This is a genomic window from Microbacterium sp. PMB16, assembly GCF_051294855.1.
In the GTDB taxonomy this organism is placed as follows: domain Bacteria; phylum Actinomycetota; class Actinomycetes; order Actinomycetales; family Microbacteriaceae; genus Microbacterium.
Genome location: NZ_CP145908.1, coordinates 3,530,670 through 3,548,020, shown reverse-complemented (window position 1 = coordinate 3,548,020; position 17,351 = coordinate 3,530,670). Strand labels below are relative to the sequence as shown.

General features: G+C 67.9%; 16 protein-coding genes. 6 read left to right on the top strand and 10 right to left on the bottom strand.

Annotation, left to right across the window (positions count from 1 at the left end; genetic code table 11):
* Window positions 1–61 precede the first annotated feature (61 nt).
* Together V5D55_RS17065 and V5D55_RS17060 are read left to right on the top strand one after the other, a co-directional pair.
* Entirely contained in the window at window positions 62–760 is a 699-nt protein-coding gene (locus V5D55_RS17065) for an energy-coupling factor ABC transporter ATP-binding protein (RefSeq protein WP_435745292.1), read from the top strand.
* Entirely contained in the window at window positions 757–1,350 is a 594-nt protein-coding gene (locus tag V5D55_RS17060; protein ID WP_435745289.1) for a CbiQ family ECF transporter T component, read from the top strand. The genes V5D55_RS17065 and V5D55_RS17060 overlap by 4 nt, the downstream gene beginning before the upstream one ends.
* 8 nt (window positions 1,351–1,358) lie before the next feature.
* On the opposite strand, the gene V5D55_RS17055 is transcribed toward V5D55_RS17060, so the two are convergent.
* The 4 genes from V5D55_RS17055 to V5D55_RS17040 form a co-directional block, all read right to left on the bottom strand.
* Window positions 1,359–2,669, bottom strand: a complete 1,311-nt coding sequence (locus tag V5D55_RS17055; protein ID WP_435745287.1) for an acyltransferase family protein — start codon at window positions 2,667–2,669, stop codon at window positions 1,359–1,361.
* Between the two features lie 97 nt (window positions 2,670–2,766).
* Window positions 2,767–3,438, bottom strand: coding sequence for a response regulator (locus V5D55_RS17050; RefSeq protein ID WP_435745285.1), 672 nt, complete (start codon window positions 3,436–3,438; stop codon window positions 2,767–2,769).
* Complete coding sequence (locus V5D55_RS17045; RefSeq protein ID WP_435745283.1) at window positions 3,435–4,718, bottom strand: sensor histidine kinase; 1,284 nt, start codon at window positions 4,716–4,718, stop codon at window positions 3,435–3,437. Before V5D55_RS17045 ends, V5D55_RS17050 begins: the two co-directional genes overlap by 4 nt.
* A gap of 5 nt (window positions 4,719–4,723) precedes the next feature.
* Entirely contained in the window at window positions 4,724–5,341 is a 618-nt protein-coding gene (locus V5D55_RS17040; RefSeq protein ID WP_435745280.1) for a DedA family protein, read from the bottom strand.
* A gap of 164 nt (window positions 5,342–5,505) precedes the next feature.
* Between V5D55_RS17040 and V5D55_RS17035 the strand changes: the two genes are divergently transcribed.
* From V5D55_RS17035 to V5D55_RS17025, 3 genes are read left to right on the top strand one after another with little or no spacing between them, the layout of a single operon-like run.
* Window positions 5,506–7,104 carry an ABC-F family ATP-binding cassette domain-containing protein gene (locus V5D55_RS17035; protein WP_435749332.1) on the top strand — a complete coding sequence of 533 codons (1,599 nt, stop codon included), beginning with the start codon at window positions 5,506–5,508 and terminating at the stop codon, window positions 7,102–7,104.
* 52 nt (window positions 7,105–7,156) lie between these two features.
* Window positions 7,157–7,519, top strand: coding sequence for an ArsR/SmtB family transcription factor (locus V5D55_RS17030; protein ID WP_435745278.1), 363 nt, complete (start codon window positions 7,157–7,159; stop codon window positions 7,517–7,519).
* On the top strand, window positions 7,516–8,013 hold the full coding sequence (locus V5D55_RS17025) for an SRPBCC domain-containing protein (protein WP_435745276.1): 498 nt from the start codon (window positions 7,516–7,518) through the stop codon (window positions 8,011–8,013). The genes V5D55_RS17030 and V5D55_RS17025 overlap by 4 nt, the downstream gene beginning before the upstream one ends.
* A 37-nt stretch (window positions 8,014–8,050) precedes the next feature.
* Here V5D55_RS17025 and V5D55_RS17020 read toward each other — a convergent pair whose 3' ends face one another.
* The 4 genes from V5D55_RS17020 to V5D55_RS17005 are packed head-to-tail and all read right to left on the bottom strand — an operon-like array spanning window position 8,051 to window position 10,113.
* Window positions 8,051–8,863: an SURF1 family cytochrome oxidase biogenesis protein gene (locus V5D55_RS17020; protein WP_435745274.1), complete on the bottom strand. Its 813-nt coding sequence runs from the start codon at window positions 8,861–8,863 to the stop codon at window positions 8,051–8,053.
* Entirely contained in the window at window positions 8,860–9,054 is a 195-nt protein-coding gene (locus V5D55_RS17015) for a hypothetical protein (protein ID WP_435745271.1), read from the bottom strand. The genes V5D55_RS17020 and V5D55_RS17015 overlap by 4 nt, the downstream gene beginning before the upstream one ends.
* Window positions 9,051–9,404, bottom strand: a complete 354-nt coding sequence (locus V5D55_RS17010; RefSeq protein ID WP_435745269.1) for a DUF3099 domain-containing protein — start codon at window positions 9,402–9,404, stop codon at window positions 9,051–9,053. The genes V5D55_RS17015 and V5D55_RS17010 overlap by 4 nt, the downstream gene beginning before the upstream one ends.
* 55 nt (window positions 9,405–9,459) lie before the next feature.
* Window positions 9,460–10,113: a DUF4190 domain-containing protein gene (locus tag V5D55_RS17005; protein WP_435745267.1), complete on the bottom strand. Its 654-nt coding sequence runs from the start codon at window positions 10,111–10,113 to the stop codon at window positions 9,460–9,462.
* A 140-nt stretch (window positions 10,114–10,253) separates the two neighbouring features.
* Between V5D55_RS17005 and V5D55_RS17000 the strand changes: the two genes are divergently transcribed.
* Complete coding sequence (locus tag V5D55_RS17000) at window positions 10,254–10,964, top strand: beta-ketoacyl-ACP reductase (RefSeq protein WP_435745265.1); 711 nt, start codon at window positions 10,254–10,256, stop codon at window positions 10,962–10,964.
* Between the two features lie 24 nt (window positions 10,965–10,988).
* Here V5D55_RS17000 and V5D55_RS16995 read toward each other — a convergent pair whose 3' ends face one another.
* Both V5D55_RS16995 and V5D55_RS16990 read right to left on the bottom strand, forming a co-directional pair.
* The gene (locus V5D55_RS16995) at window positions 10,989–11,684 is read right to left on the bottom strand and encodes an alpha/beta fold hydrolase (protein ID WP_435745262.1); all 696 of its coding nucleotides are present in this window, start codon (window positions 11,682–11,684) and stop codon (window positions 10,989–10,991) included.
* Window positions 11,685–11,693: 9 nt separating this feature from the next.
* Window positions 11,694–17,207, bottom strand: a complete 5,514-nt coding sequence (locus V5D55_RS16990) for a glycosyl hydrolase family 8 (RefSeq protein ID WP_435745260.1) — start codon at window positions 17,205–17,207, stop codon at window positions 11,694–11,696.
* Window positions 17,208–17,351 lie beyond the last annotated feature (144 nt).

The window sequence follows — 17,351 nt, the reverse complement described above, 5'->3', positions numbered from 1 at the left end:
AACAGCGTTCAGGTGAACGGTGTTCAGGTGGCGAGCTGCTCGCCGTTCGAGAGGAGTGGGCATGGCGCAGGTCTCGACGACGACACTCACCTCGATATCGCTCGACGGCGTGGGAGTCGAGATCGACGGTCGCGCGATCCTGCACGAGGTGACCCTTCGACTCACGGCGCAGACGATCGCCGTGATCGGCGCGAACGGCTCGGGGAAGTCGACGTTCGCGCGGCTGCTCAACGGCCTCATCGCACCGTCGCATGGCCGGGTGGATGTGCACGGGCACGACACCGTCCGGGATCGTGCGGCACTGCGCCGGCGTGTGGGCTTCGTCTTCACCAATCCGGAGGCTCAGATCCTGATGCCGACCCCGGCCGAGGATCTGGCGCTGTCGCTGCGGGGCCGCCCCCGCGCCGAGATCGACCGGCGCGTGCAGGACATGCTCGCGAGCCACGGGCTGTCCGACCATGCGGATGTCCCGGCTTCGTCGCTGTCCGGCGGGCAGAAGCAGATGCTCGCGCTGGCCTCCGTCCTCATCGCCGAGCCGCAGCTGATCGTGGCCGATGAGCCGACCACGCTGCTCGATCTGCGCAATGCCCGTCGCATCGGAGGTCTTCTGCTCGCGCAGCCGGCGCAGGTCGTGATCGTCACGCATGATCTGGAACTGGCCGCTCGCTGCGACGTCGCGGTGCTGTTCGACGAGGGGCGTGTGGCAGCCAGTGGCGATCCGTCGAGCGTCATCGGGGCCTACCGCTCAGGCTGCGCGTGATCCAGCTCTATCTGCCGGGCACCGGCGTCATCCATCGAGCGCCGGCGGGGCTCAAGCTCGCCGTCCTCGCGGTGATCGCTCTCGCCCTGTCTCTGCTGCCGCTCGACGCCGCAGGCACCGCCGTCGTGCTGCTCGGCGTCTTCGCCCTGTACGGTCTCGGCGGGCTGACGCTGCGGGTGCTTGTCGCCGAGCTCTGGCGTCTGCGCGGGCTCGTCGTCGTGCTCGCCGCGGCGCTGGCGATCTTCGTCTCGCCGGTTGCCGCGTGGATCAGCACGGGTCGAGTCATCGCACTCCTCCTCCTCGCGAGTCTGCTGACCCTCACCACGCGCATGTCCGAGCTCCTCGATGTGCTGCATCGGCTCCTGCGTCCGTTGCGCAGGTTCGGCGTCGACCCGGATGCCGTGGCGATGACGATCTCGCTCACGATCACCATGATCCCCGTGGTCGCGGGCTTCGCCGAGCGCGTGCGTGAGGCAGGGCGAGCCCGTGGAGTGCGCCTCGGGGTGCGGACGGTGGTGCCTCTGCTGGTGCTCACCCTGCGCCATGCCGATGAAGTCGGGGATGCTCTGGCGGCACGAGGCATCGGCTGACGCTCTGCTCACGCGATCGCGTACGTCGCGCGGCTCTGCAGAGGAGCTGTGGTCGCCTGCCGGGCGAGGCGCAGCGACCCGGCGACGAGCACGACGGCGATGATGGCTGTGGCGACGGAGGTCCCCAGGGCCAGCAGCATCACGATCCCGATCAAGCCCGTCAGTGCTCCGAGAGTGACCCGCGCAGCGGATGTCGTCGCCTCCGGCGCTGCCTGCGTCTCGAAGCGCGTGAACGCCACGGAGGCGAAAGCGGTGAGCGCGAGTGCTGACGCCAGCCACAGTGGGCGCCCGGCCCACCAGCCCACGCTGTCGAGCGCCGGCAGCGCGATTCCGGTGAGCAGCGCGAAGGTCGCGGTGACGCCGGCCATCGCGAGCAGCACCGGCATGTGCCAGAGGTAGATCGTCATCGCTCGGCGCGTGACGAAGTTCGTGAACGCCGCCGGCTGGGGGTGACGGCTGAAGCGCTCGAGTCGTTCGCGGTTCAGGGAGAGCGCTCCGGTGTGGATGACTCCGACGAGAAGCAGGGCCGCGGTGGGGGGATTGATGTTCGCGATGAGATCGGGGGAGTAGACGCCGGTGAGGAAGGTGAGCGCCAGCAGCAGCGTCGCTCCGCCCATAGCGAGCAGGCGGGTGCGTCGGCTGAGCGCAGCGATGCGTCCGTCGGCGAGGAAGAAGCCGAGCTGCTGGAGCGTCATCCAGACGAAGGCGAGGTTGAGGAAACCGAGTCCGTCGAAGCCGCTCGCAGCGCGGGCCGCATCCACCACGACCGAGGCGAGGGCGAGGGCTCCGATCGTGCGGAGCGGTGCGCGGTCGTGAGCAGCCGCGAGGAGAGGGAGGAGAGCCTGGCAGAGCACGAAGACGCCGAGGAACCACAGCGGCTGACCGTAGCGGAAGCCGGCAGTGGCGATGATGTCGGCCGGTAGTCCGACCACGGTGAGGACGGCGAGGGCGACGCCCACGACCCCGATCGTGAGCAGTGCCGGCCGTAGCAGCCGGTGCAGTCGTCCCGCCACGAAGCTCGTCGCCGTGCCACCGCGGCTCCGCAGGCGTCGGTAGGCGAGCAGTCCGGAGAAGCCCCCGATCACGAAGAACAGCGGCATGACCTGGAGCACCCAGCTCAGCGGAGTGATCCACCAGGTGCCGTCGCTGGCGTTCGTGAACGCCGGACCGGATGGTGTCAGAGTGACGCCGACCATGATCGAGTGCAGCAGCACCACGCCCAGGACGCAGAGCGCGCGGACGAAGTCGATCCCGGTGTCGCGCTGTGCGCGCGGCGGGGGAGTGGGAGCTGCGGTGCGCGGTGCCAGTGCGATGGTCATGAGTCCTCCTCGGGGCGGTGTCCCCGAAGACTATGGACGCGGTGTGCGCGGTGACATCACCCCTCGGTGCCGTTTCCGACCCCTACCGCGGGGTGAGTCAGGACGACGGTTCGACGAGACCGGTGTCGTACGCGAGGATCACAGCGTGCACCCGGTCGCGCAGGTTCAACTTGGCGAGCACCTTGCCGACGTGGGTCTTCACCGTCTGCTCGGCGATGAACAGCTCGGCGGCGATCTCGGTGTTCGAGCGGCCCTTGCCGATGAGGACGAGCACTTCTCGTTCGCGCTCCGTGAGATCCGCGAGTCCGATGGCCGCGCGAGGCGCACGAGGCCGTCGTCCGGCGAACTGCTCGATCATGCGCCGCGTGACGCTCGGCGCGAGCAGCGCGTCGCCTCCGGCCACCACACGCACGGCGTGCACGAGTTCCTCCGGCAGTGCGTCCTTTAGCAGGAACCCGCTTGCTCCGGCCTCCAGCGCGTCGTAGACGTAGTCGTCGATGTCGAACGTGGTGAGCATCAGGATCCGCGGAACGTGGGCGGCGGGGTAGTTCGGCCCGAGGATGCGCCGGGTGGCTTCGATGCCGTCGAGTTCCGGCATCCGCACGTCCATCAGGATGACATCCGGATCGAGCCGCGCGGCCAGCGTGACCGCCTCGGCGCCGTTGGCCGCCTGCCCAGCGACACGAATGCCGTCGTGGGCGTCGAGCAGGGCGGCGAAACCGGCACGGACCATGGCCTGGTCGTCGGCGATGAGCACGCTGATCGTCACGGGTTCTCCTTGTCGGTGCCGGAAGCACCGGTTGGCGGGGCTGACGTCCTGGCTGCACCATCGGACGCCAGGGGGAGGGATGCTTCGACGGTCCAGCCTCCATCGGAATCTGCGCGGGCGGAGAGGCTGCCGCCGAGGAGCTCGGCGCGTTCGCGCATCCCGCGAAGACCATACCCCGATCCGTGGCTCTCCGGGCTGCGTGGCGGCGCGGCGTTGTGCACGCGGATCTGAATCCTCTCGGCGTCCGCATGCAGTCGCACGGCGATCGGGGCACCCGGCGCGTGACGGACGGCGTTGCTCAGAGCCTCCTGGATGATCCGGAACGTGGCGATCTGCACGCCCGGCGTCGCGGCGGACGCCGCGTCGCCGCCCTCGATCATCAGGCCGACCTCCACACCCGCACGGCGGATGCTGTCGACCAGCGCTGGTACATCGTCGATCCCCTGTTGAGGGGTGAGCTCCGCGCTCTGATCCTCGGTGCGGAGCACACCGAGCAGACGCCGCATCTCGGTCAGCGAGCCGCGTGCCGTCGCTGCGATGTCGTCGAACTCGGCGGCGGCGATGTCGCCGATCTCGGGCAGGCGGTAACGAGCGGTGGAGGCCTGGACCTGGATGACCGACATGCTGTGCGCGACGACGTCGTGGAGTTCGCGCGCGATCCGCGTGCGCTCCTCGACGAGAGCTCGCCGGGACTGTTCGAGGGCGCTGTGCTCCTTCTCGCGGGTCAGCTCCTCGGCGACCCGCAGGCGTCCGGCGACCAGAGCGGCGATGAGCAGCATGGCTGCCGCGATGGAGACAGTGACGATCGTGTCGGCGGTCGCGGCCCCGGCGGCCGCCGATGACGCGACCATGTCAGGCCGCAGCAGCGGCGCCGTGAGCGACGCGATCACGCCGACGACCAAGGCGAGAGAGCCGAAGCGGACGCCATGCAGGAAGGTGATCACGCCGACGAACACGACGAAGACGAGGAGCGCCGGTACGGACCAGGGCCAAGGAGCATGACTCGCGTGCTCCCGGTCGACGATGAGAGGCATCGTGAAGACCGCAGCCCCGAGGAGCAGGGTCGCCCAGCGTGGGTATGAGATGGCGAGCAACGGCGCCGCGCACAGCGCGGCGGCGAGGAGGAACGACAGCGGCACAGGTGTGCCGTATAACGCCGAATGGATGGGGACCAGGTTCGCGTACAGCGCGAGGATCACGCCGCACAGCACCACGAGCGCCGCGGTGCGGGGATTGATCCGCGAGCGGCTCGTGGTGGTGGTCTTCCGGCGAAGTGCCATGGGTGTCATCCTGCCAGTTGGGGGACGCGCTCGCGCCTGCGACGGGCGGCCGCGATGCGGTCGATCACCAGCCCGACGACAAGAGCGATCACGATCCCGAGTCCGGCGCTGAGCAGCGGCTGGTCCTTGATCCATGCGCCGGCGAGTAGTCCGATCGCGAGGCTGAAGACGCTCCAGCTGAGCCCGGCGATCAGGCTCAGAGGGAGGAAGCGTCGCCAGGGGAAGTCGAGCGCGCCCGCCGACATGTTCACTGCGACGCGGCCGACGGGGATGTAGCGAGCACCCAGGATGAGCGTGGCGCTTCGGCGGTCGAGCGCACGTTGCGCGTGAGCGAACGCGGCAGCCACTCGTGGTCGGCGCATCCAGGCGAACCGGGTCGTACCGAGACGCCGCCCGATCGCGAAGGCGATGTTGTCACCGATCGCCGCGCCGACAGCGGCCACCAGGCCGAGGAGCAGCAGATTCCCGTCGCCCGTCGACGCCGCCACCGCCGCGGCGGCGACCAGCACCGTCTCGCTCGGGATCGGAGGGAAGAACCCGTCGATGATCGTCACGGCGAAAAGCACAAGGTACAGCCAGGGGGAGGCGATCGCCTGCATGATGATCTCGTTGAGGATGTCCACTCCTGCACGCTACGAAAGCGGGACCTGTCGGGGCATCACTCTGCGGTATCGTCCGCGTCACCCTGTGGGCTGATCTTGCTGACCGTCGCTCCCCGCCATGCGGCTTATACTGGGAGGCTGGCCCCTCGGCCGACTCTCTCCCCTTGAACGAACGGACATCCGCTGTGCTTGCCGTGCACGACCTCGAGATCCGCGTTGGCGCGCGCCTGCTCATGGAGAACGTCTCCTTCCGCGTCGCCGATGGAGACAAGATCGGGCTCGTGGGCCGGAACGGCGCCGGAAAGACCACGCTGACCAAGGTGCTCGCCGGTGACGTCCTGCCGTCGAACGGCAAGGTGACCCGCTCGGGCGAGCTCGGCTACCTTCCGCAGGACCCGCGTTCCGGCAACCCCGAAGACCTCGCGCGCACCCGCATCCTCGACGCCCGCGGTCTCGGGCAGCTGAACCTCGGCATGACCGAGGCGTCGCTCGCGATGGGTTCCGAGGATCCGGCGGTGGCCGAGAAGGCGATGAAGCGCTACGCCGCGCTGACCGAGAAGTTCGAGGCGCAGGGAGGCTACGCCGCCGAGGCGCAGGCCGCTTCCATCGCCCACAACCTCTCGCTGCCCGACCGCATCCTCGACCAGCCGCTGTCGACGCTCTCGGGTGGTCAGCGTCGTCGCATCGAGCTGGCGCGCATCCTGTTCTCCGACGCGCAGACGATGATCCTCGACGAGCCGACCAACCACCTCGACGCCGACAGTGTCGTGTGGCTGCGCGAGTTCCTCAAGGGGTACAAGGGCGGGCTGATCGTGATCAGCCACGACGTCGAGCTCGTGGGGGAGACCGTGAACCGCGTCTTCTACCTCGACGCGAACCGTCAGGTCATCGACACGTACAACATGAACTGGAAGAACTACCTGCGTCAGCGGGTGGCCGACGAGGAGCGTCGCAAGAAGGAGCGCGCGAACGTCGAGAAGAAGGCGACCACACTTCAGCTGCAGGCCGCACGCTTCGGGGCGAAGGCCTCCAAGGCGGCCGCCGCCCACCAGATGGTGGCGCGCGCCGAGAAGATGCTCGCCGGACTCGACGAGGTGCGTCAGGAGGATCGCGTCGCGAAGCTGCGATTCCCGAAGCCGGCTCCCTGCGGCAAGACCCCGCTGATGGCCTCCGGGCTGTCGAAGTCGTACGGCTCGCTCGAGATCTTCACCGATGTCGACCTCGCGATCGACCGCGGTTCGAAGGTCGTGATCCTCGGACTCAACGGTGCGGGCAAGACGACGCTGCTCCGGATGCTGGCGGGCGTCGATCAGCCGGACACGGGACAGCTCGAGCCGGGACACGGCCTCAAGGTCGGCTACTACGCCCAGGAGCACGAGAACCTCGACGTCAAGCGCTCGGTGCTCGAGAACATGGTGTCGGCGGCTCCGCACATCACCGAGACCGAGGCGCGCAAGGTGCTCGGCTCGTTCCTCTTCACCGGCGACGACGTGCTGAAGCCTGCCGGCGTGCTGTCCGGTGGCGAGAAGACGCGTCTGTCGCTCGCGACGCTCGTCGTGTCGTCTGCGAATCTGCTGCTGCTCGACGAGCCCACGAACAACCTCGATCCGGCGTCTCGCGAGGAGATCCTCGGGGCGCTCGCGCACTACGAAGGCGCGGTCGTGCTCGTCTCCCACGACCCGGGAGCCGTGCAGTCGCTCAACCCCGAGCGCGTGCTCATCCTGCCCGACGGTGTCGAGGACATCTGGAGCCAGGAATACCAGGACCTCATCGAGCTCGCGTAGCGGCTTCCTCTGCGCTCTGGCAAAAGCGTAGCCAATCGGTTACCCTTTCTGCATGCAGGGCACTCGAGCGATCTCCGACCCCGTCCGACGGGAGATCCTCGAGCTCGTGCGGGTCGCTCCGATGCCGGCCGGCAGCATCGCGAATCACTTCTCGATCAGTCGGCCGGCGATCAGCAAGCATCTGGGCGTTCTGATCGAATGCGGCGTCGTCGAGGTGACGATCGTCGGGCGCCGACGACTCTACGCGCTGCGGCGCGAACCGCTCATCGAGGTCGCCGACTATCTCGGCCAACTGCTCGCACCTTCCGTTTCTGAGCGCCTCGATGCCCTGGAGACAGAAGTCATGAGGACGAAACGCGACCGTCGCACGGCATCATCAGCATCCGAACCGCATCTCAGAGGAGAGACCGCATGAGCAATCCCACCCCCACGGGCCGCCTGATCTCCGTCGCCGACGGTCACGATCTCGTCTTCACCCGTACTCTTCCCGGTTCGGTCGAGGACTCCTGGGCGAGCATCACCGAATCCGAACGCACGGCGCGCTGGATCGGTGCGTGGGAAGGCGTCGGCGCGGTCGGATCGACGATCCGGCTGAAACTGGGCTTCGAGGACGACTCTCCCTGGGCGGATGTCCAGATCATCGAGTGCTTCGCGCCCTGTCGGCTGCGCGTGCTGTCGGTCGACGAAGCCGGCACGTGGGACGTCTCGATGGTTCTCGTGCCCGCAGGCGAGCGCACGGAACTCACCTTCACCATGCACCGCGTCGATCGGGCCAGCATCGGCGGCGTCGGGCCCGGATGGGAGTGGTATCTCGACCAGCTCATCGCCTCGATGTCCGATACTCCGCTGCCGCGTTTCGAGGACTACTTTCCCTCGCAGCGAGGCTACTTCGAGGAACTCGTGCCCTGAGGACGCACAGAAGCAGAAGCGGCAGAAGCGGCAGGCGTCAGCGCGCGTCGAGAAGTTCGTCTTCGACGTCGGCGTCCTGATCGCGGCGGCGGGACTTCTTCACCGGCGCCGCGATGCCCTCGACGTCCTCACGGTGCTTCACGATCTCGGTGCGGATGATGTAGCCGATGAACACGAAGCCCATCAGCGCGAACAGGATCCACTGGATGGCGTAGGAGAGGTGGGGTCCGGGATCGTCGGTGGGGGAGTCGAACCCACCCAGCGCTTCTGCTCCCGCCGGGTCTTCGCTGATGAGCTGGCCGTAAGCGCCGGTGATCACGTCGCCGTCGACGAGCTCGGCGATCGAGGGCAGGTTGATGGTCGGGACCTGCCCGTCCGGCGCACCGCGCCCGGACGCCGGCAGCTGCTCCCCTGGTCGCAGTCGCACGGTCACCTCCACCTCGCCGGACGGCGGCTCCGGAACGGAATCCGGTGAGTCGCCTTCGCCCGGTGGCACCCAACCGCGGTCGACGATGAAGACGCGACCGTCGACGTCGCGGAACGGCACGAGCACCTCGAAGGCGCTCGTTCCTCCGTGGGGACGATTTCGCACCAGCAGCTCTTGATCGGCCAGGTACTCGCCGCGCAGGATCACCGGATGCCACTGGTCACCGGGATCGAGTGCGCCGTCCGCGCCGATCAGGTCTGCCAGCGGCACGGGATCCGCGTCGTAGTTCTGCTCGACGAGCGCGATCTGCTCCGATCGGGTGACGTTCCGCTCGAACTGCCAGTTCGACAGGAAGGCGCACGCGACCGCGAAGCCGATCGCGATGAGCACGTAGACGGCCCACCGGGTCATCCGCTGACTCATGCGGGAAGACCGTCGCGGACGAGGACGGGGAAGTCTCTGGCGGCCAGGTAGTCGTGCAGGAAGCCGACGTGCTCATCGCACGCCAGCCAGATCTTCTCGCGGTCGGCGGCGTGGATGCGCGGGTTCCGCCACACGACCTGGTGGGTTGCCGCGCTCCGGCAGCCGGCGCGCGCACATTCGAAGTCGGTCACGATCGATCCTGGCGGCCTTCGCGAATGGTGAACACCTGCGGATCGCCCGCGTCGGCGACGATGACGGGTTCGGACTTCGGTGCCTCGAGCTGCTGCACCGGAGACTCGACCGTCATCTCGGTGCTGTCGCTGCCGGCGTTCGCGAACACCACGGCGATGTAGGGAAGCACGGCCGCAGCGATACCGAAGACCCAGGTGTACCAGCCGTAGGGCTGCACGAGCACCATGAGCGCGAAGCAGACGATGCGGATCGTCATCGTGAGGGCGTAGCGGCGCACACGATGATCTGCCTCATCCTGCGGCGACTGCGGCAGTGAGGTGACGGCCGGGACTTCGCGCGCACTCTTCACGATGCCCCCAGCCTACGCCGGTGCGGGGGCAGTGGCGCGTCGGTGCGGCAGACGCTCAGCTCGCGAAGATGAACGGGAGTGTGAACGCACCGAAGAAGAGGGCGCCGATGATCGTGGTGACGAGCGAGAACGCCAGGATGCCGACGACGACATAGCCGAGGATCACGCCGGCGAACGCCATGCCGCGTCCGCCGAGTCCAGGGTTGCGCTTGGTCTGGCCCAGCGCCATGTGTCCTGTGATGACGGCGGCGATGGAGGCCAGCATCGGAATCACCGCCCAGAACAGCACGATGCCGGCGATGCCGCAGACGAGCGACGTGATCGCGAGTCCGCTGGTCGGTCGAGCGGCGGGGGCGGGATATCCGGGCGTCGTGTAGGGCGCGTAGCCCTGCTGCTGCGGGGGAAGCGGAGCGCCGTACCCGGGCTGCGCGGGGTATCCCGGCTGCGCAGGTGCACCACCGTAGGACTGCTGTTGCGGAGCGACCTGCCCGTATGCGGGCTGTTGTGGAGCTGCCTGGCCGTATCCGGGTGCCGCGCCCGGGTACGCCTGGAAGGGCTGTGCCGGCGGCTGCGCGGGGTATGCCGGGGCTGCCGAGCCGGGGTAGACCGGAGCGGGCGGCGCTGCCGGGGGGTATGCGGGCGCCGGCGGCGGCGTGGGCGGCTGAGTCGGCTGCTCGCCGGAAGGGGAGGGGATGCTGTTGTCGCTCACGCTGAAGCCTTTCGTCGGGTTCAGCGTCCCAGCACGCTGAGGTTCTGTCAAACGCCGCGCGCGTGCTCTCCGGAGCATCCTCGATAGGATCGATGACGGTTCGGAAACTCGGACCACCGCCCAGATCAGGAGTGATACCCATGAGTGCTCAGCGCGTCGTCCTCGTCACCGGAGGCAACCGCGGCATCGGCCGCGCGATCGCCGAGCGCTTCGTCCGCGACGGTTACCGTGTCGCAGTGACCGCGCGCAGCGGTGAGGGGCCGGAAGGCACACTCACCGTCCGTGCGGACGTGACGGATGCTGCCGCGCTCGACGCCGCGTTCACCGAGGTGGAGCAGCAGCTCGGTCCGGTGGAGATCGTCGTCGCGAACGCCGGAATCACGAAGGACACCCTGCTGCTGCGCATGAGCGAGGACGACTTCGACAGCGTCGTCGCGACCAACCTCGGTGGTACCTTCCGTGTGGTCAAGCGCGCTTCGAAGGGGATGCTGCGCGCCCGTTTCGGCCGCGTCATCCTCATCTCCAGTGTCGTCGGGCTGTACGGCTCCGCCGGGCAGGTCAACTACTCCGCGTCGAAGAGTGCGCTCGTCGGCTTCGCGCGCTCCCTGACGCGCGAGCTCGGAGGTCGCGGCATCACGGCCAACGTCGTGGCGCCCGGGTTCATCGAGACCGACATGACGGCAGCGCTTCCCGAGGAGACGCAGAAGCAGTACAAGGCGAGCATTCCGGCTGGCCGCTTCGCAACGCCCGACGAGGTCGCCGGCGTCGTGACCTGGCTCGCGGGCGACGATGCCGGTTACATCTCCGGCGCGGTCATCCCGGTCGACGGTGGCCTCGGGATGGGCCACTGACGCCGGAGCGACTGAGCTCGACGGTCAGCGTGCGATCGCGGCGTTGATGAGTTCTCCGAGCCTCTCGGGCACGGAGAACTGCGGCCAGTGGCCCGACCCGATCTTCACAACTTCGGTCTGCTCGATCGCGCGGAACTCGTCGGCATACGGCCCCCATTGGTCGATCATGCCGTCGAACGTCGTCTGATCGAGCCCGCCCATCAGAAGGGTGACGGGAACGCGATAGCGCGCCTCATCGGTCAGGGCGATCTCGTCGGTGGGGACGCGCGCCGGCACACTGTGGGTCAGCGGCACCGTGCGCGCCCGCGTCGATTCGTCGAGATCGCTCACGTCCTCGTCGGGGAAGAAGTCCCACCCCGGGAAGGGGACGACCCCGTCGACGAGCTCGAACTCGCTGATCCCCTCGCCGGCGGGCGGGGGCACCGTGTCGACGAAGATCACTCGGCTCACGCGATCCGGCCGGGCATCGGCGACACCCCAGGCGACGTTGCCGCCTCCGCTGTGTCCGATAACCACGACCGGGCCGTCGAGAGCGTCGATGGCCACCGCGGCGGCGGACACCCAGTCTGCGATGCCGATCTCGGCGGACTCGGCGGCGGGTGCCCCGACACCGGGCATCGTCAGAGGGTGCACGCGGTGCCCCGCCCGCTCGAGGGCGGGGACCACGTCGTTCCAGCTGGAGGCATCGAGCCAGAGTCCGGGGATGAGGATGAGGTTCATGCAGCGACTCTAGACCTCACCTCGGACATCGTCACTCGCCGATGCTCGACGTCCACGCGCCCGGCGCACGATCACCAGTCCGCCCGCGAGGAGAAGCGCGAGCCCGGCTGCCAGCAGCGCGAAGGGCGGGACGCCGCCGGTGTTCGCGAGACCGCCGCCGGGCGTTCCCGGCGTCCCGGGCGTTCCCGGCTCACCCGGCGTTCCGCCTCCGCCTGCCCGAGGCGTCGTGACCGCCGCCAGCGCGCTCGGACTCGATTCCTGGCCCAGATCGTCGACCGCGGTCACGTAGTACGTGTACTTCGTGTTCGGCCGCAGCCCGGTATCCCGGAAGGTTGCCCCGCCGGCGATGCTCGCGATCGCGACGCCATCGCGGTAGACCCGGTAGCCAATCACGCTCGCGCGCCCTGCGAGAGCGTTCTTCAGGACGCCCGTCGTGCTGGCCCAGTCCAGTTGCGCCGTGGTCGGACTCTTCGCGGACGCCCGGAGGTCCGACGGGGCCATCGGCGGTTCGGCGGTCTCCGGCAGCCCCACCCCGGTGGGCGACCACCAGTTTCCGGAGACGACGATCATCGACAGCATCCGGATGCTGTCTCCGAAGTAGCTCGTGACGGGTTCGGCGCTGTTGGCCGTCCAGAGCGCATCGAGCCATTTCTGGTCGCCGCCGTCCAGCATCGCGCTCACCGTGAACGGGGCCGTGAACGCCAGGTCGGAGTAGTCCGCCAGCGGCTCCCCTTCGAGAGTGTAGCCGGCCGCGATCTTCTCCGGATCTCCACCCGTCTTCGTGCGAACCCAGGTGTTCAGCGTGGTGAGCTGCTCCTTCGTGCGGTCATCGCCGGTCAGGAGGTAGTCGGTGCCGAGTCGCCACGGGACGCGGCTGGCGTTCCAGTTGTACTCGCCGTCGTACTCGCTCTCGAGGAACTCCGGGTCGGCCGGGCGCCAGCCGTCACCGTCCTTGAACCCGAAGTCGGGCAGCAGACCGGTCGTCGGGCTGTGCTCGGTGAAGAGCTCGCGCGTGACGGCCTGCGTCTTGTCGGCAACATCCGTCCAGCGGGTGTTGCCGGTTGCGGCGGCGAAGTCCTTGAAATGCTGGATCATGAAGTCGGATGTGCGCGTGCCGCTGCCGTAGACGGGCTCATCGCTCGTCCAGTCGCCGAGGAGCACGACGTCTTCCGTGGGATGGATCGCGCTGGCCATGATCGCCCGGATGATGCGCTGCGCGTCGGCCAGGTAGTCGAACTCCCCGCCGCTGCCCCACTGCTGATCTGCCATGAGGAGCGCGTAGGCCATGTCGAGGTCGCCGTCCGTGGCGGCATCGTCTCCGTAGTATCCCCATTCGGGGTTGTAGGAGAGCGTGTTCACGATGGCGGTGCCGTCGTCGCGCTGCTGCCAGGCCATGAGGTCGGGATCGACGCTGCTCGGGTGCGCATTCGCGAATCGCAGCAGGCCGTCGAAGTACTTCTGGGCATCCTTGTCGTGTCCTGCCATGATCGCGGTGATCAGCATGCCGTAGCCGTTCGACTCGGACGTCGTCACGGCATCCGGAGTCTCTTCTCCTGCTTCGCCGTTCCCGTTGTAGTAGACGTAGTATTCGTCGTCCTCATACGGGTTCTGGGTGAGATAGGCGTCCTTCCAGGAGTCGTAGAGCCCGGCGACCGTGGAATCCATCTCGGCCTGGGGCACACTGGGCTTCAACGTGCCGTCGGCATACGCCGTGTGCTGGCCGAAGGGCCGCTGCGGGGCGGTCGTCGTCGGGTTCTGCGGAGTCGAGGCCTGACGGATCGCGCTCTTCGCGGACTCGTTGCCGGCCGCGTCATATGCACTCACCGCGTACTCGTACGTCGTCCCCGGTGTCAGACCGACGTCGCTGAACGTCGCGGTCTTGGTGCGGGCGATGACCTTTCCGTCGCGGAACACCTTGTATCCGGTCACACCGACGGCATCGACCGACGGCAGCCAGCTGAGGTCGATGCGGAACTGCGACGGCACACGGGCGCTGAGCCCCACCGGAGTCGTCGGTGCCGTCAGGTCTTCGGAGCTGCGGGCGGGAGCGACCGCGACAGGGACCGAGTTGTCCTTGGTGCCGACCGCCCGGATGACGAATTCGTAGCGCACGGTGGGGTCGTCGGGCACCGGGTAGGAGACCGTATGCGTCTTCTTCCCTTCCTCGGCCGGGATGTACGCGCTCCAGTTCGTTCCGAACCTGTCGTTCTTCTCGTAGATGCGGTAGCCGCGGACCGGCTCCTTCGAGGCGCTCGGCGCCGACCATTCGAAGTTCGCCCGGCCGTCGGCGATTGTGACACTCGCGTCGCGTACCGGATCCGGCGTGCCGTCGGTGCGCGTCATGGAGTACTCGTCGAAGAGGCGCACCCCGTCGTCACCCTCGGACTCATCGGACTTCGCCGCGGTGTACGCGTCGAAGGACAGCGTGTCGTCGGTGACCGAGAAGTCGACGAACATCTTCTTCTCGGGCTGCTCGTTGATGGCGGCGAACGAGGTGTCGCAGCCTTCCGGCGTCTCGTAGAACTTGTTGCCGAGCGCGTTCGGCATCAGATACAGGATGCCGTTGGGATCGGTCACGCCGTACTGGACGATGATCTCGCCGTTCTCGTCGGTGATGGTGTCCACCGGCTTGCCGTCGAGCATCTGGTGCGAGCGCATGTACATGTGATCATGTGCCTCGAAGACGACGTCGACGCCGGTCTCCTGGAACACCGGCACCAGCACCTTCTCGTAGAAGGCCACCCGGTCCGCCTCCCAGTTGCAGACGTTCTCGCCGGCGGAGTACACGCCCTTGTGCAGCGAGACGAACTTCCACCGCGCGTCGGTCTCGGCGACCGTGCGGCGCAGCCAGTCGAGCTGGTTCGAGAACTCCTTGTCCATCCGCGCGACGTTCCCGTCGTCATCCAGATACCCGCCGTACTGGGAGTTGAACTGCATGAAGAGCGCGTTGCCGTACTCGAAGGAGTACACCGAGCCGTCGTGCGCGCCGGTGCCCGAGTCCTTGGGCGTATTGAAGTGGTTGTAGAAGTTGTTGTTCGGCAGGGTGCCGGAGTCTTCGACCTCGTGACCGCCGAGCACGGGGACGTACGGGACATGCGCGAGCTCGTCGGCCGCGCTGTCCAGCATCCACTGCCACTGCTCCTCGAGGTCGCCGTTGTCGACGAGGTCGCCGTTCACCAGGATAAACTTCGGATCGTCGATCGTGTTCACGGCCTTCTTGAACGTGTCCTGCCACTCGAGGAAGTTCGACAGGTCGGACGCCTGGGAGTCGGCGCTGAAGATGAAGTGGAACGGTTCCGCCGCGGCGGTGTCGGTGGTGAAGCTGCCGATCTTGCCCCAGCCGTTCTTGGTGCCGTCGCCGACCCGGTAGACGTAGGTCGTCCCCGGCTTCAATCCGTCGGCGGTCACCCGGTGGCTCGAGAACTTCGTGGTGCGCCGAGCTTCGCGGTCGTCGGCCGTGACGAAGGTGTCGATGATCTCGGAGGTACCGGTGAAGTCGATCACGCCCTCGGTCGGGAACGCGTCGCCGTGCTGGTTCGCCTTCGGTGCGAGCTGCACGGTCGTGTCGGTGACCTGCGGCGGCGTGTACCACGCGAACCCCATCGTGGTGCGCGGGTCGCCGTTGATGTTCATCGAGAAGGTGCTGGGGGTCTTGACCACGGTGCTGAAGGTCCAGTTCACGTCCTGCGCGAGAGCGATGTCGTCGACGGCCGCGATCGCAGACGCCTCGACCGTGACGGTGTACCGGTGTCCGAAGCCGAACGGGTCGTGCGCGATGCGCAGGGTGTCGCCGTCGACGGCGGCACTGACGCCGGCAGCAGACGCACCGGTCTCGTCCACGATGCGGATGCCGGAGGGGTCCGTGATCTCGATGTCCTTGTTGAATCGCACCTCGACCGGGACCTCGCGCGAGATCGTGGCCGAGCCGTCGGCAGGAGACGTGAGCGCGTCGAACGTGGGCATTGTCGTCGGCGTCCCGTCGATGCGATCGCCGCTGACCCGGATGTTGCGGATGAAGCTGTCGCCGTACCCGCCGACCGTCTCGTTGTCGGTGGTGTTCGAGGGGGTGTTGGACGTCATGATCCAGCGCAGGTAGAGCGTCTCTGCACCGGATGCCGCCGCAGGAAGCGGTACGTCCTTCACCCGGCACGCGTCGTCAGGGCACGCGAACGTGTGGGTCGCTGTCTTGACGGTCGTGTTCGGGACCTCGGTCCACGTCGTGCGGTCAGTGCTCATCTCGACGACGAAGTCCGCGGGCCCGGACCCCGAGGCGCTGTGCTCGGAGGAAAGCGAGACGTTCTCGAACCCGGTCGTCGACAGAGCGGCGAGCCAGTACTTCGTCCGCATTCCGCCGCTCCAGCCCTGCACCGAGACGGCATCGCCGCGGTCGGCGTGGAAGCCGTAATCGCCGTTCGTTCCCACGCTCGTGAGCGCGGAGTGATCGGCGTATGCGCCGCCGGTCGCCCAGAAGACGCCGTCGTCGTCGCTGTCGTCGAAGAGCCACTCGGCGACCGAGTCGCGCTGGGCGGCGGCCGTGCTGAACGACCAGGTGACGTCGGAGACCGGAGCGACCTGGTCGGATGCGCCTGCGAGCGCCGACTTCGGGATCGTGACCGTGTATGTCCGGGCGGGCGCGAATGCGTCATGCAGCACCGTGACGGTGGTGCCATCGACGTCGAGGCCGACACCCGCGACTGCCTGTCCGTCATCCGCCATGATCGATGCTGTCGCGCCGGGCTGCAGCGCCACCGGCTTGTTGAACTTCGCCGACACCGGAGCGTCGAGGGGGACAGAACCCGCACCCTGCGCGGGCGTGAAGGAGGTTGCCGTCGTCGGCTTCTCGACGGGCGTTCCGGTCGGGGTGCCCGACACCGAGATGTCGCGGATCCGGCTGGAGCCGGTCGCCCCGACGGTCTCGCCGCTCGTGCTCGTGGTCGACGTCACGACCCAGCGGACGGCGACGCCCGGCTTCTCCGCGGTCGTCGCAGGCAGGGGCAGCGAGGACAGCGATCCGCCGCCGTCGAAGCTGGAGTCGACGGTGAGGGCACCCTCGGGAACGTCCTGCCAGGTCGCCTGGCCGTCTGTGCTCACCTGCACAGCGAAGTCCCTCGGTCCGGATCCGGAGGAACGCTGCTGCGAGCTCAGGGTCAGGTCGGTGTAGCCGCGGGTGTCGAGGACGACGACCCATGCCTTGGTGCCTGCCCCGTCGTTCCACCCCTGATACCGGATCGAGCGCTCGGCCTCATCGTGGGTGTAGGAGACCAGCGGGTTCGTGGTGACCGGCCGGAGCGTCGCTGCGGTGTCTGTTCCCGAGGTGGCGACGAACACGTTCGCGGCGACGCTGTCATCGGGGATGCTCGGTGCGTCCGTGAACTCCCACTGCGCGACGACCTCCGTGTCGGCGGCCTGCGCCGGGGGAGTGACCAGTGCCGCGAGCGTGAGGACCGCCGTGGCCGCGGCGAGAGCGCGGGTCAGCAGTGTGCGCGGGCGCCCGTGAGCGCGCGACGAAGACGAGGAGGGCATGGCGAGTCCTTCGTGTCACGGGCGCGTACAGCGACCGTCGGTTCGGGTGGACAGACCGATAGTAAAGCTCGTTTACGATCTTCTCGGAAGACTATCCACACCCGATCGCGCGGGTCAACGATGAATTCTCGATCGAGGGCGAGA

Excerpts from the sequence above, each read along its gene's own strand:
- V5D55_RS17065 (WP_435745292.1), top strand. The coding sequence starts at position 62 with ATGGCGCAGGTCTCGACGACGACACTCACCTCGATATCGCTCGACGGC.
- V5D55_RS17055 (WP_435745287.1), bottom strand. The coding sequence starts at position 2,669 with ATGACCATCGCACTGGCACCGCGCACCGCAGCTCCCACTCCCCCGCCG.
- V5D55_RS17045 (WP_435745283.1), bottom strand. The coding sequence starts at position 4,718 with ATGGCACTTCGCCGGAAGACCACCACCACGAGCCGCTCGCGGATCAAT.
- V5D55_RS17030 (WP_435745278.1), top strand. The coding sequence starts at position 7,157 with ATGCAGGGCACTCGAGCGATCTCCGACCCCGTCCGACGGGAGATCCTC.
- V5D55_RS17025 (WP_435745276.1), top strand. The coding sequence starts at position 7,516 with ATGAGCAATCCCACCCCCACGGGCCGCCTGATCTCCGTCGCCGACGGT.
- V5D55_RS17020 (WP_435745274.1), bottom strand. The coding sequence starts at position 8,863 with ATGAGTCAGCGGATGACCCGGTGGGCCGTCTACGTGCTCATCGCGATC.
- V5D55_RS17000 (WP_435745265.1), top strand. The coding sequence starts at position 10,254 with ATGAGTGCTCAGCGCGTCGTCCTCGTCACCGGAGGCAACCGCGGCATC.
- V5D55_RS16995 (WP_435745262.1), bottom strand. The coding sequence starts at position 11,684 with ATGAACCTCATCCTCATCCCCGGACTCTGGCTCGATGCCTCCAGCTGG.
- V5D55_RS16990 (WP_435745260.1), bottom strand. The coding sequence starts at position 17,207 with ATGCCCTCCTCGTCTTCGTCGCGCGCTCACGGGCGCCCGCGCACACTG.